11 protein-coding genes are annotated in these 13,048 nt (G+C 70.4%); 2 read left to right on the forward strand and 9 right to left on the reverse strand.

The window, feature by feature from the left end; all coding sequences use genetic code 11:
- Positions 1 to 14 precede the first annotated feature (14 nt).
- Entirely contained in the window at positions 15 to 2,051 is a 2,037-nt protein-coding gene (locus STRNI_RS38595) for an ABC transporter ATP-binding protein (protein WP_266438020.1), read from the reverse strand.
- Positions 2,052 to 2,418: 367 nt separating this feature from the next.
- Here STRNI_RS38595 and STRNI_RS38600 point away from each other — a divergent pair, with 367 nt between their 5' ends.
- Entirely contained in the window at positions 2,419 to 3,594 is a 1,176-nt protein-coding gene (locus STRNI_RS38600; RefSeq protein WP_266437122.1) for a macrolide family glycosyltransferase, read from the forward strand.
- A 162-nt stretch (positions 3,595 to 3,756) separates the two neighbouring features.
- Here STRNI_RS38600 and STRNI_RS38605 read toward each other — a convergent pair whose 3' ends face one another.
- The 8 genes from STRNI_RS38605 to STRNI_RS38640 form a co-directional block, all read right to left on the reverse strand.
- Positions 3,757 to 4,179, reverse strand: a complete 423-nt coding sequence (locus STRNI_RS38605) for a RidA family protein (protein ID WP_148588372.1) — start codon at positions 4,177 to 4,179, stop codon at positions 3,757 to 3,759.
- 93 nt (positions 4,180 to 4,272) lie between these two features.
- Entirely contained in the window at positions 4,273 to 5,136 is an 864-nt protein-coding gene (gene vph, locus STRNI_RS38610; protein WP_266437127.1) for a viomycin phosphotransferase, read from the reverse strand.
- 214 nt (positions 5,137 to 5,350) lie between these two features.
- Positions 5,351 to 6,229 carry an ABC transporter ATP-binding protein gene (locus STRNI_RS38615; protein WP_159491537.1) on the reverse strand — a complete coding sequence of 293 codons (879 nt, stop codon included), beginning with the start codon at positions 6,227 to 6,229 and terminating at the stop codon, positions 5,351 to 5,353.
- Positions 6,226 to 7,287, reverse strand: coding sequence for an ABC transporter ATP-binding protein (locus STRNI_RS38620; protein WP_266437132.1), 1,062 nt, complete (start codon positions 7,285 to 7,287; stop codon positions 6,226 to 6,228). Before STRNI_RS38620 ends, STRNI_RS38615 begins: the two co-directional genes overlap by 4 nt.
- Positions 7,288 to 7,292: 5 nt before the next feature.
- Positions 7,293 to 8,162, reverse strand: coding sequence for an ABC transporter permease (locus tag STRNI_RS38625; protein WP_277412932.1), 870 nt, complete (start codon positions 8,160 to 8,162; stop codon positions 7,293 to 7,295).
- The gene (locus STRNI_RS38630) at positions 8,159 to 9,109 is read right to left on the reverse strand and encodes an ABC transporter permease (RefSeq protein ID WP_093648091.1); all 951 of its coding nucleotides are present in this window, start codon (positions 9,107 to 9,109) and stop codon (positions 8,159 to 8,161) included. Before STRNI_RS38630 ends, STRNI_RS38625 begins: the two co-directional genes overlap by 4 nt.
- Positions 9,110 to 9,115: 6 nt before the next feature.
- Positions 9,116 to 10,801 carry an ABC transporter substrate-binding protein gene (locus tag STRNI_RS38635; RefSeq protein WP_277412933.1) on the reverse strand — a complete coding sequence of 562 codons (1,686 nt, stop codon included), beginning with the start codon at positions 10,799 to 10,801 and terminating at the stop codon, positions 9,116 to 9,118.
- Positions 10,798 to 11,955: a C45 family autoproteolytic acyltransferase/hydrolase gene (locus STRNI_RS38640; protein WP_109886897.1), complete on the reverse strand. Its 1,158-nt coding sequence runs from the start codon at positions 11,953 to 11,955 to the stop codon at positions 10,798 to 10,800. The genes STRNI_RS38635 and STRNI_RS38640 overlap by 4 nt, the downstream gene beginning before the upstream one ends.
- Positions 11,956 to 12,080: 125 nt before the next feature.
- Between STRNI_RS38640 and STRNI_RS38645 the strand changes: the two genes are divergently transcribed.
- Positions 12,081 to 13,007, forward strand: a complete 927-nt coding sequence (locus tag STRNI_RS38645; protein ID WP_277412934.1) for a MurR/RpiR family transcriptional regulator — start codon at positions 12,081 to 12,083, stop codon at positions 13,005 to 13,007.
- Positions 13,008 to 13,048: the final 41 nt, after the last annotated feature.

The following is a 13,048-nucleotide window of genomic DNA, read 5'->3' on the forward strand; positions in this document are numbered from 1 at the left end:
GAGCCTCGCCGTCGTCACAGGGTCTCCTCGCGCCGAGGAGCAGAACCGCGCCGCGGTGCGGGCACCACATCTCCGGGGGCCTGGATGAGCCCGTACTGGGCGGCCTGGGCGGCGAACATGCCCCGGTAGAGGCCGTCGTCGGCACTCATGAGCTGGTCGTGGGTGCCCTCTTCGACGACGCGCCCGTGGTCGAGAACGTAGATGTGGTCGGCCTTCGCGGTCGCGGCAAGCCGATGTGTGACCAGCACGACCGCGTGGTCCCGCTCGGCCAGTGCCCACAGCCCTTCGAACGCCGCGATCTCCGCGTGTGGATCGAGTGCCGAGGTGGGTTCATCGACCAAGAAAAACGGCGCATTCCTGTATCGGCTGCGAGCGGCCCCCAGCTTCTGCCACTGACCGCCCGAGAGTTGGACGCCGCGCTCGTACCCCTTGAAGACGATCGAGTCGTATCCGTGCGGCAAACCTGCGATGAGCGCGTGCACGTCGGCCGCCTGCGCTGCCTCTTTGACCCGGTCCATGTCCCGGGGGCGGTCGCCGGCACCGATGGCGATGTTCGTGGCGGCGGTCATCTCCCAGTGTGGGAAGTCCTGCCCCAGCAGCCCCACCATGCTGAAGACCTCCGTGCGGTCGGCCTCGCGGAGCTCGACCCGCCGGCCGGGCTCCCCTTCCCACCACACGCTCCCGTCGGTGGGCAGTAGAAGCCCGGCGAGGATCTTGGTCAAGGTGGTCTTGCCCGAGCCGTTCGCGCCCACCAGCGCCGTCACCGTGCCCCTGCGGACCGACAAGCTCACTCCCTTCAGCGCAGGGGAGTCGGCCCCCGGGTAGGTGAACGAGACATTCTCCATGTGCACGGCCCGTGTGGGGCAGGGCAAAGGCGTGCCCCTGCGGGGGATCGCGTGTTCGGCGGCCAGCTCGGTGGCGTGCTTGGTGTCGGTGAGGAACAGCAGCTCTTCGTACAGCCGGTTGACCTGCTGGACCAGGGACGTGAGCCGTTCGGTCGAATTGCGGATGGCAATCACCGCGGTCCCGCCGACAGCCAGTGGCAGCCCACCGGCGGCCAGCAGCCACCAGAGCAATCCGTAGCAGGCCAGCGACGCCAGACCGGCGAAGCCGCCCGCGACCAGGTCCGTGTGCGCCTGCGCCCGCGCCAGCCGCCGCTGCTCCGCCTCCGTCTGCCGGGACATCTCCTCGTACCCCCGCAGCAGCGTCTCCCCGGCCGCGTGTACGCGGAGCTCCCCGGCGGCGTGCGGCCGCGTCAGGTACGCCAGCAACGATGAGATGGCACGTCGGTGATCGACCCAATTCAGCCGCGAGGTGTACTCGCGGCGCGCGGAACGCACCGCTCCCCATCCCTTGGGAAACGCGATCGCCAGCAGCATCGGCAGCAAAATCCAGTGCAACGACACCAGTACGACGGCGGCCGCCACCATACCGATCAGCACGCTGCCCACACCCACCGACAGCCGGAGCATGCTGCGGGCCGAATCGGTCCCGAACCGCCCGGCCTCCAAGACCCGCTGGACCTCCGGCCGCTCGGTCGCTTCCACCTCGACCCGGGTGACGGCCGCGTAGTACCGCGCCGATACGGCTCGTTCGACCTGTGGCTCCAGCCGGCCGGACATCGCCGTCGACCATGCCGCCAGCAATGCCGAACCCACCGACACCACCGCCAGCACCACCAGCGACGGCAGGGCTTGACGAAGTTTGTCCGCAGTCGGACCGTCCGCGAACAGCTGAGTCAGGACACGATTGACCGCCACTAGCCCCCACGCGGCCGTCACCCCTTGTCCGACCTGGGCAGTCACGACCCCGGTCAGCGCCCGCCGGTCCACCTCCCATCCGGTGCGCAGCACCATCCCCACCATGCGCGGCAGCGCCGCCGCCATCTGCCCGAACTTCAATCGGGTCAATGCGCCCTCGTAGCGGACGAATGTCTGATCCCAGCGGAGCCGGCCCCCATAGAGCTCGCGCTCCGCGTTCGAGATCCCGTCCGCTGCTGCCGTGCTTCGCGCGCCCTGGTGGGCATCGCGGCGTGGTCCGGCCGATGTCAACGTCGGTTCCCCCTTCGACGGTTGTGTCTGTGTCGTCAGGCTCAACGACGCCGTCGGGATTTCGAACACATGTCTTTCGGTCGGTCTGAGAACCCCGGAACTGAGCGGTTCATGGCGGGGGCGGGAGGCGCGACCCTTGTCCCGCAAGCGCTTCCCGGTGAGGGCTGGTTGGCCGAAACGCTGGTGCCCTGTCGAGCGTCGGCTGAGCAGTGACACACCGGCGCTCTCCCTAGGCGGACGCCCTGGGAAGCCGGTCCTCCCGCGGCGGGGGCGGGGTGTTGACGCGTCCCCTGATCGACGAGGAGCTGCCCGGCCCCGCACCAATGCCGACAGAAGCACGAAATCCCGGCTCGGTAGGATGTGCGATATGCCGAAACACCTGTTATTTGTGGCCCTTGCAGGGCACGGGCATGTCAATCCCACACTGCCGCTGGTCCAGGAACTCGTGCGGCGAGGGCATCGAGTGGACTACGCCACCAGCGCGGAGCACTCCGAAGCGGTGATCAGTGCCGGGGCGCGCTGGGTGGAGCTGCCTCCGATGGACGCGATGGCGGCGCCGCCACGTGAGTTCGGTCCTGCAGATATCGCCGTTGTCCTGCGCGCCATGTTCGCGGCCATGCGCTCGGCCTACCCGGTGCTGCGAGAGCACTGTGTCACTGAGTCGCCGGACGTGATCTGTTACGACGCAATGAACTGGTTGGTCCGGGTCCTTGCCGAGCAACTGGGCCTTCCCGCCGTGCGGTGCATTCCCAACCTCGCCTCGAACGAGGAGTTTTCGCTGTTCGCCGGCTTCATGGGCGACCACGGCGAGGAGAATCCCCTGACCGCCGCACTCGCCGACGACTGTGCGGAGTTCTCCGCCGAGCACGGCGTCGCGCTCGACCCGGCGAACCTCCTGGATGTCACCGAGAAGCTCAACCTCGTCTTCATACCCAGGGAGTTCCAGCCCGCGGGTGACACCTTCGACGAGCGCTTCCACTTCATCGGCCCCTCGTTGGGCAGTCGGGAGCATGACGAACCCTGGTCGCCCGCCGACCCCGACGCCCCTGTCCTGTTCATCTCGCTGGGGACGGTCTTCAACGACCGGCCCGAGTTCTACCGCACCTGCATCGAGGCCTTCGGTGAAGGTCCGTATCAAGTCGCCATGTCTGTGGGAGGGTTGGACGTCGCCGAGCTGGGCGACATTCCGCCCAACTTTGACGTCCGGCCGCACTTCCCGCAGCCGGCCGTGCTGCGGAATGCCGCCGCCTTCGTCTCTCACGCCGGTATGAACTCCACGATGGAGTCCCTGTATTACGGGGTCGGGCTGATCACCGTTCCGCAGATGCCCGAGCAGGCTGCCAACGCCGGGCGGGTGCAGGAATTGGTGCTCGGCGAGCAACTGGACGCGGCGACGGTGACCGCCGAGTCCTTGCGTGCCGCGGTCGCCCGGGTCACCTCCGACTCCGCGGTACGTGCCAACCTCGACCGGATGCGCAAGGTCATCAGTGAGAGCGGGGGAGCCGTGCGCGGTGTGGATGTGATCGAGGAGTATCTCCGCTGAACCTCCGCTGAACCTCCGCTGAACGTCCGCTGCGCCTCGCCCGAGGGATGTACTCGTGACGTCGTGGTCAGGCAAGGCCCGCGGGTGAGGATGAGGGTGAGGGTGTGCGCAGGGGGACACCACGGTGGCCCCTGCGCACACCCCCCTTGTGGGCACCCGTCGTCACCCCGCGCTGTTGTCCTCCGGTACGACCGCCATGGCCTCGACCTCGACGAGGTATTCCGGTTGTGCCAGGGCCTGCACTCCGATCCATGAGGACGGGGGCGGGTTCTCCGTTCCGAAGGTTTCGACGAGGACGCGGCCGATGAGATCCGCCTCGGGACCGGACTCGAAATTCGGAAGGTAGAGCCGCAGGATCTGGATGTCGTCCGGGGTGCCGCCGACGGCTTCGAGAGCGATGAACACATGCTTCAGCGCCTGCCGAAGCTGCGCCTCCCGCCCCACCGCCGTCACCTCGTGGTTGCTGTCCCATGCCACCTGTCCGGCGATGTTGACGATCTTTCCCGGTGGGGAGACCGCGACCTGGGAGAAGCCCCACGGCCTGCTGGAGAACAGTTCCTGCGGCTGGAGCGTTTTACGCGGCACGTCACACTTCCTTGTTCACGGATTGCGGGTTGCGGATTTCCCTCGTGATTCACTCTATGCGGCAGATGTCCACACCTCGGATCTTCCGCCGCCTCAGCGGTAGGCGGCCAGGCCGTCTGCCAGTTCTTCTTCGTCGCCGTCGTGGAGGGCGTAGAGGGCTTGCTGCAGGGCGAATGTGCCGCGGATCGCGGCAATGCGGGTGGGGAGACCGTTGTCCGGCCAAGTGCCCAGGGCGAGCACCTGGCCCAGGAGGTCGTGGCCGTAACTGGCGCCGATGGCTGCGAGGTCCTCGGCCGGGTCGCTGAGGGTGACATCGTCCCAGTCGAGCACTCCGGCGAGGCGCGGCAGGCCGTGATCCCACTCCCATAGGACGTTCTCGGCGCCGAGGTCACCATGCACCACTGCACGAGTGAGGTGGGGAAGGCTGTCGAGCGCGGCGAGTTCCCGCTCTGCCCGTAAGCGCCCGCTGTCGGACATCAGCCCGAACAACTCCGTGCGCACGTTCTCCGCGAACCGCTGCCACTGGCCTTCCGGGGTCCGGGGCAGAATCTCTCGTACCGACTCGTCGGTGCCGGCGCGGCCCAGCTTGGCCAGCAGTGTCGCGTACTGCGCCGCCACGGTGCCGGCCACATGGGCATCGTTGAGTGCGTCGGCCTCCAACGGTTCCCCGGGAACGCGGCTGAGCACCAGGAACGGCACTTCTTCGGTGCAGTGGGCTCCGCCTTGCACCAGCGGCTTGGGTGTGCGAAAGCCGAGGTCGAGCCCGGCAAGTGCGCGGAGCACGGCTGCCCGCTCGGGCAGCCGGGCGGCCGCCGCCCTGGTGCGGGGCAGGCACACGACGCGCTCTGAGCCGAGGACTACGTGGTGGAACTGCCCCTGGCGTACGGCAAGATCGTCCGGTTTGTCGTCAGGCAGCAGGCGGCTCAGCAGAGCGCGATGCGTTGTACGGATGCTCACGAGGGTGACCTCTGGATCCTTCGATGGCGGAGGCGATGGTCCGACAGTGCGGTGATGTCCCGACATTGAGGCGTGTCCCGACAGTGCTGTCACGCCGCGTCGGCGAGGGGGCGTATGCGCCGGCGGATGCCCTTTTGCTGCGGATGCGGATGCGGATGCGGATGCGGATGCGGGCCCGTTCTCGGCGCTGGGCGGCGCGGGCGGGTGCGCAGCGCTATGCGGTGAGCCCTGCCATGGCGGCCGCCGCCGTGGCCGTGGCGGGGTCCCACCCCGGGTGTGGCACGGCTGCCAGGAGGGCCCGGGTGTATGGCGCGGTCGGATCGGCCAGTACCTGCTCGGTGGGGCCTTGTTCCACGGTCCGGCCGTGCCGCATCACCAGCGTCTCGTCGGTGAGGTGGCGCACCACGGCCAGATCGTGGCTGACGAACACCAACGACACCCCGGTGTCATGGCGGATCTCGGCCAGGAGTTGCAGGATCTGCGCCTGGATGGAGACGTCCAGCGCGGCGACCGCCTCGTCCAGGACGAGCACCTTCGGGCCGACGGCGAGCGCACGGGCGATGGCGAGGCGCTGGCGCTGTCCGCCGGAGAGTCCGTGTGGCCGGGCGCCGGCCTCCCGGGTTCCCAGCCCGACGAGGCCGAGCAGTTCCGTCGCCCGCTGTTCGGCGTGCTGCGGCGCTGCGCCGTGCAGCCGCAGCGCGGTGTGCAGGCACTGGCGTGCGGTGAGCCGGGGATCGAGTGAGACATAGGGATCCTGGAAGACCATCTGGATGTCCCGGGCCCTGGCCAGCCGTGCTGCCCGGCCCCGTGGCGTACGGGGTGTGCGGGCGTGGCCGTCGACGGTCACGGTGCCGGCGTCGGGCCGCACCAGTCCGACGAGCATCCGGGCCACGGTCGTCTTGCCGGACCCGGACTCCCCGACGACCCCGATCGAGCCGCCGCGCGGCAGCGTGAAGGAGATCCCGTCGGCGGCCCGGTGCCGGCCACCGCCCGGCAGGGGATACGTCTTGGCCAGTCCCTCGGCGACCAGTACGGGCGTGCCGTCGTACGCGGGCCGGCGGGACGGGCCGTGGAGCGGGTGGATGCCGGTCATGGCTGCCTCTTCTCGTACGAGGACGGCGTGGGGGAGTCGGTCGGTGCCGGGGCGTCCGGCAGTTTGCGGCAGGACGCGGAGCCGCCGGTGGCCAGCGCGGCCGGGGCCGGTGTCCAGGCGGCGCAGTCGTCGTCGGCGTGTGCGCAGCGCGCGTGGAAGGGGCAGCCGGGGAAGGCGTCGGCGAGGGACGGCGGGCGGCCCGGGATGGGACGTAGCACGCGCGGCGCTTCGGCCAGGTCGGGTGAACAGGCCAGCAGCCCGCGGGTGTAGGGGTGCCGGGGCGCGCCGAACAGGGCGCCGGCCGGCTGTTCCTCGACGACCCGGCCCGCGTACATGACGTACACCCGCTCGCAGTAGGCGGCGGCCAGTTGCAGGTCGTGGGTGATGAAGAGCAGGCCCATACCGTGCTCGTCGCGCAGGGTGCGCAGCAGGGCGAGGATCTCGGCCTGGGTGGTGACGTCCAGCGCGCTGGTGGCCTCGTCGGCGAGCAGCAGCTGGGGGGCGGCGGCGAGGGCGCCGGCGATGACGACGCGTTGCAGCATGCCGCCGGAGAGTTCGTGTGGGCGCTGCCGGATGCGGTGCTCCGGGTCGGACAGGCCCACGGTGTCCAGGAGTTCGAGGGTGCGGGCGCGCATCGCGGGGCGGTCGAGTCCGCTGCGGGCGAGCCGTTCGGTCAGGAAGTCGCCGATCCTGCGGACCGGGTTGAGTGCCGAGCGCGGGTCCTGGTGGACCATCGCGACGGTGCCGGCGCGGTGTGCGCGCAGTGCCGCTCCGCTCAGGGACAGCACTTCGGTGCCGGCCACCCGGACGGTGCCCTCGGCGCGGGCGCCCTCGGGCAGCAGCCGCAGCGCGGCCTTGGCGGTGGTGGACTTGCCCGATCCGGACTCGCCGACCAGGCCGACGATTTCGCCGGGGCCGACGCGCAGCGAGACCTCGGCGAGGACGGGGCGGGCGGTGCCGGGCAGTTGGAGGGTCAGCCGGTCGATGTCCAGTAGTGGAGCGGCGTCCGGCGGGGGAGCGGAGGGGAGGGGGGCAGTGTGCGTGGTCGGGTTCGGCATGGCGGCTATCCCTTGGCGGAGAGTCGGTCGGCGGCCCGGACACCGGCGACGTTGAAGGCCACCACGACGGCGGCCACGGCACAGCCCGGCACCATGGCCGGCAGCAGCGCCCCCTGGACGATCGCGGCCTGGCCCTCCTGCACCATCAGCCCCCAGTCGGAGCTGGGCGGCTGGGTGCCGAAGCCCAGATAGCTGAGGGTGGCCAGGCTCATCAGGGCCTCGCCGAAGAGGACGACGAGATAACCGGCGAGTGACCGGCCGAGGTTGGGGACGAGGTGGCGGACGCAGAGCCGGGCGCCGCCCATGCCCTGGACGAGGTAGGCATCGACATAGGGCTTGGCGCGTTCGGCGAGGGCGATGCTGCGGGTGTATTTGGCGATGGTGGGGGCGAAGGCCAGCCCCAGGGCGATCACCGAGGTGGTGATACCGGAACCGAACACCGCGATGATCAGCACGACGAACAGCAGGCCCGGGAAGGCGTACATGACGTCGGTGATGCGGCTGACCAGGGTGTCGACCCAGCCACCGCGCCAGGCGGCGACGGTGCCCAGGGTGACGCCGAGCAGGGCGGCCAGCGCGAGCAGCAGCAGCGGCGCGATCAGACTGGTCCTGGCCCCGTACAGGACCCGGCTGAGCAGGTCCTGGCCGGAGGCGTCGGTGCCCAGCAGATGTTCCCGGCCGGTGCCTTCGAGCGAGGACGACAGATCGATGGCGTCCGGTGCGTACGGGGCGAGCAGCGGCGCGCAGAGCGCGGCGAGCACCACCAGTGCGAGGAAACCGGCGGCCGCCGTCGGAGCGACCGGACGCCTGGTACGCGGGCGGCGGTCTGCGGTCATCGCCGGTGCGGGGCCCATCGCCGGATGGAGGGAGGTCATATGGCGCTCCTTGCGGCCTTGACCCGCGGGTCGAGCAGCGGGTGCACGAGGTCGACGAGGGTGGTGGCGAGGATGTAGCCGGTGACCATCAGCAGCAGGACGGCCTGGGCGACCGGGAAATCATGGGTGTTGATGGCCCCGACGAGCAGCGAGCCGATGCCGCTGATCCCGAAGGCGGTTTCGATGACGACGGTGCCGGCCAGCATTCCGGCGGTGACCAGACCGCACATGGTGACGATCGGTCCGAGGGCGTTGCGCAGCACATGCCGCAGGACGATCTCGCGCTCGGGGACGCCACAGGCCCGGGCGACCTCCACATGGTCGGCGGCCGCGGCGTCCAGCATGGCCTGCCGGGTGACCCGGCTGATGATCGCCAGCGCCCCCAGTGCCATGGACAGGGCGGGCAGGGTGAGGTGGTGGACCGTTCCGGCGAAGCCCGTTCCGCCACCGGTCACCGGGAACCAGCCGAGCCGCACCCCGAAGAGCGAGATCAGCGCGATGGCGGCGACGAAGGAGGGGACGGAGCCGGCGAGGGTGGTGGCGCCGACGACGGCGGAGTCCACCCAGCCGCGGCGGACCGCCGCCAGCACCCCGGCGCCGACGCCCAGCAGGACGAACAGCACCGTCGCGTAGCCCACGAGTGCCAGGGTGGTGGGCAGCCTGGCGGTCAGCAGATCGGCCACCTGGTCGCCGTAGCGGAAGGACCTCCCCAGGTCGGTGTGTACGCAGTCCCACAGCCACCGGCCGTACTGGACGACCAGCGGCTCGTCGAGGTGGTACTGCGCGCGGACGGTGGCGATCTTCTCGGGGGTGAGCTTGTCGCGGCCGCCGGCGAGGAAGACCGCCGGGTCGCCGGGGGCGGCGTAGACGGACGCGAAGATGACGAAGGAGGCGGCGAACAGCGTCGCGATGAGGCCGGCGATGCGCCGCACGAGTCTGCGGACCACGGCGGTTCAGTCCTTTTCCTGGGGCTGGTGGGCGGGGGCGGCCCCGGGCGCGGTGCCCAGTTCGGCGGCCCAGGGGTAATAGAGGTGGGCCTGTGACGCCGGCGGCCCGGTCAGTCCGTCCTTGAGGACGAGGACGGAGGGCACCTGCGCGACGGGAACCCACACCGCCGCGTCGGCGAACTCCTTCTGCACCCGTACGGCGAGCCGGGCGCGCGCCCCGTCATCCAGGGTGCGTAGCGCCTGGTGCACCGTGCTGTCGTACGTACGGCTTTTGAAGCCGACCCAGTTGTTGGGGCTGTCCGACAGGGCGTTGTCGTAGAAGCCCATCGGGTCGCTCTTGGAGATGTACCAGTCGCCGACCAGCACATCGATCTCCGAGCGGGCCTGCTGGGAGCTGTAGAACTCCTCGAACTGGGCGGTCGGCACGGTCTTGATCTGTCCGACGAGCCCGATGCTCTGCAGCGCGGCACGCACCGCGTTGGCGATGACGGTGCGGCCCTGGCTCGCGTCCGTGCCGATGACGATCGGTTCGGCGGGCGCTCCCGCCGACTGCACCAGTTTCTTGGCCCGTGCGAGAGCGGCGGCGTCCGGCCGCGCGGGGGCGGCGGCGTTCAGCTTCCGCTGCGCCGTGGCGAACGCGGGTTTCGCATAGCCCCAGGAGCCGGAGCCGACGGGGGTGGCCCAGGGCTGGACGAGCCCGCCGTAACCGGAGGCGGCGATGCCGGCGCGGTCCAGGGCAAGGGACAGTGCGCGGCGGATCGCGGGGTCCTTGAGGCCGCCGCGTTCGGTGGGGATGAGGGCGAGGGAGGCGGTGCTGGGGCCGTAGTGCTCGGTGAGTCCCTTGCGGCCGGCCAGGGCGGCGGCGGTGTTGGGGGATTCGGCGTAGCCGCCGTCGGCGGCACCGGTGGTCAGGGCATTGACGAAGGCGCTGTCGGAGGCCCAGCGGAAGACGATCTGCCGGGTCAGCGGCTTGCTGCCCCAGTAGCTGTCGGAGCGGCGGATGGTGAGGGAGTCACCCGACTTCCAGCTCGTGAGCTCATACGGGCCCGAGCAGGCGTCTCCGCGCCCCGGAGTACCGAACTCCGCTCCCGCCGCCTGTACTTGGCTGCGGTGGTACACCAGCCCCGCATCGCCCGCGAGCGCCTTGGTGAAGAGGGCGTCGGGCTCCTTGAACGTAATGGTGATCTCGTGCGGACCCGTCTTGGCCATCTTCTTGACGTTGCCGAACTCGTCGGCCTGCTCCATGTCCGGGTCGGCGTGCCGTTTCAGACTCCACAGCACGTCGTCGGCGGTCATCTTCGCGCCGTCGTGGAAGGTGACGTCGTCGCGCAGGCTCAGCACCAGGGTGGTGGGGTCGGGGCGGGTGGCCTTCCGGGCGAGGAAGGGGCGGACGGACATGTCCGGCTGGAGCTGGTAGAGCCGCTCGCAGACATTGGTCAGAACGGCCCGGCCGGCGCTGGTGCCCTGGGTGTCCAGGTCGAGGGAGTCCGGTTCGTCCTCCAGCAACCAGTTGACGGTGTCGAGCCGGCCGGTGGCCTCGGCGGTCGTGGGGGTGAGCCGTAGATCGGCGGCGTTCAGCGCCTTTCCACCGCCGAGGGTGTTGGTGGCGCCGCTGCACCCCGCCGTGCCCAGGGCGAGGGTGGCGACGGCCGCGGTCAGCAGGGGAGCGGTGGGCCGCGAAGTGCGCTTCATCGGTGTGCCCCCGGTCCGTCGTAGAGGTTCCACGGCACCCGCTGGTACTCGTGCTCGCAGGGGGTGCCCGCGGTGGCGTGGTATTCGCCGCTGGTCAGATCCACGCACGAGGAGACCAGTGTCGTCCAGTGCCGGAGCGCGGGCTTCCGGGGATCGGGGTGGGTGCACAGCGACTCGGGGTGACCCAGGTGGTCGGACATCGCCTGGCGGATGATCTTGCGCGACTCGTCGGGGCCGGTGGACGTACACAGTGCCCGCAGCCCGGCCTCGGCACGCGGGACCCGTACGAGGGAGTCGGACGACACCGGGCGGTACCCGGCGGTGAGCGCGGCCGGGACGCCGGCCTGGTAGTGGTTGCCGTGCACCAGCAGTCCGTCGGTGGGATACATCCAGCCGTGTCCGGCCGGGGTGGTCTCCAGGTCGACGGCGAAACCCTCGCGACAGGTCAGCAGCGCGTTGCTGGCGATGTGCGCGCGGGTGCGGCACAGCACTTCGAGGGCGTCGGTGATGCTGTCCTGGTCCAGGACGCTGCGCCGTACGACGGTCTGCGGCAGCCCGATCGCGTCGTCGAACCGCCCGCCGAGACCGTTGGCGTTGAGCGCGATACCGGCCGAGCTGGCGCCCTGGCGGCCGATCTGCCCGGCCTCCACCTGCATGATCAGCGTCGGTTTGGGCGGCTGGACGATCCGGAGCAGCACGACGGTGTCGGCGACGCCGGCCCGCCAGTCCCAGTTCTGCCCGGCGTAGACATGGCCGTCGCCGCTGGCCTCCCCGTAGACGGCGTAGGAGGTGCAGCCCTCGGCGGGTTCCTCATCGGCCGACAGCGCCGCCTCGCTGATCTTGGTGAAGGACTTGTCGTAGAGGACCTCGCCCCGGGCGTTGAGGGCGAGGATGTCGAGCAGGTTGACGCCCGCGCCGTCGGCGATCCCCTGCATCTCGTCGACCAGGTGGGGTGCGTAGTCGCGGACCGGCGCCAGCCAGCGGGCGGCACGGGCGGTGACCTGCTGCCAGGTCAGCCCGCTGGAGGCGCCGAAGGCGGCTTCGTAGTACGCGATCGCGGCGTGGATGCGGTCGCGCACCGCCTCGCCGTACTGACGGCCTCGTTCGGCCGGCGGACCGGCGATCTCGATGACCGGAAGGGTGCGCTGTGCCATGTCTCTCCCTGCGCAGGACCCAGTGCCGGGACGCGTGATGCTGTAACGTCAATTTCAGCAAGTGGGTCTCTTGGAATGCGTTGTCCAGGAGAGTAATGCCGGTCTCATGAAAGTCAAGGGTTGTAATGGAGATTCCAGCAGGGGCGGGCGTGGGCGAGGGCACCGGCATGACGCGGCTGCGGGCCGCCGTCCGCGACGCCTGGGACGACCTCTCCACCTCCGAGCGCGCGGTCGCCCAGTACCTCGTGGGGGCCGAGCCCGAGCAGCTGCTCTTCGCCAGCGCCCAGGAGCTGGGGACCGCCAGCGGCACCAGCAACGCCACCGTCGTACGCGCCCTCCAGCGCATCGGCTACGCCGGCCTGCCCGCCCTCAAACGAGATCTCACCACCGACTTCACCACCGCCGTCGCCCCCGAGGTCCGGCTGCGGCAGCGCATCGCCCATGTCGGCAAGGACCTCACGGGCATCTGGGACGACGTCTTCGACGAGGCGGCCGAACGGATCGGACACGCCAGGCGGCTGACCGACGCCGAGTCCTTCCAGCGCGCTGTGGCCGCACTGGCCCAGGCCGGGGAGGTGTTCTGCTACGGCGTCGCCGCCTCCGAACTCGCCGCCCGGCACCTCGCCCTGATGCTCGCCAGGACCGGCCGCCGGGCCCGCTTCCTGGGCGCGACCGGATTCGCGTTCGCCGATGCGCTGCTACCGCTGGGGCGCGGCGACGCGGTGGTGGTCTTCCAGCCGGCGCGCCCGCTGACGGAGTTCACCGTGCTGGTGGAGCGGGCCCGCGCGGTCGGCGCCAAGGTCGTCTTCGTCACCGATGAACTCGGCGACACCTTCGAGGGCCGCGTCGAGGCCGTACTGACCGCGCCGCACACCCCCACCGGCATCACCGCCGAGTCACTGACCGGCCTGGTCATCGCCGACGCCCTGCTGCTCGCCCTCACCACGCTGGACGAGACCCGCGCAGTGGAGACCTCACACCAACTGACCGCTCTGCGCGAACAGTTGCTGCCACCTTCGGTACGCGCCCGTGGCCGGAAGGAGGCCCCTTAGACGCTTGTGCTGGCCACTCGCACTGGCCGCCCGTACTAGTC

This window comes from Streptomyces nigrescens, assembly GCF_027626975.1.
GTDB lineage: Bacteria > Actinomycetota > Actinomycetes > Streptomycetales > Streptomycetaceae > Streptomyces > Streptomyces nigrescens.

Bases quoted from the DNA above. Each gene is read 5' to 3' on its own strand.
- STRNI_RS38600 (WP_266437122.1), top strand. From the start codon at position 2,419: ATGCCGAAACACCTGTTATTTGTGGCCCTTGCAGGGCACGGGCATGTC.
- STRNI_RS38615 (WP_159491537.1), bottom strand. From the start codon at position 6,229: ATGACCGGCATCCACCCGCTCCACGGCCCGTCCCGCCGGCCCGCGTAC.
- STRNI_RS38620 (WP_266437132.1), bottom strand. From the start codon at position 7,287: ATGCCGAACCCGACCACGCACACTGCCCCCCTCCCCTCCGCTCCCCCG.
- STRNI_RS38625 (WP_277412932.1), bottom strand. From the start codon at position 8,162: ATGACCTCCCTCCATCCGGCGATGGGCCCCGCACCGGCGATGACCGCA.
- STRNI_RS38635 (WP_277412933.1), bottom strand. From the start codon at position 10,801: ATGAAGCGCACTTCGCGGCCCACCGCTCCCCTGCTGACCGCGGCCGTC.
- STRNI_RS38640 (WP_109886897.1), bottom strand. From the start codon at position 11,955: ATGGCACAGCGCACCCTTCCGGTCATCGAGATCGCCGGTCCGCCGGCC.
- STRNI_RS38645 (WP_277412934.1), top strand. From the start codon at position 12,081: ATGGAGATTCCAGCAGGGGCGGGCGTGGGCGAGGGCACCGGCATGACG.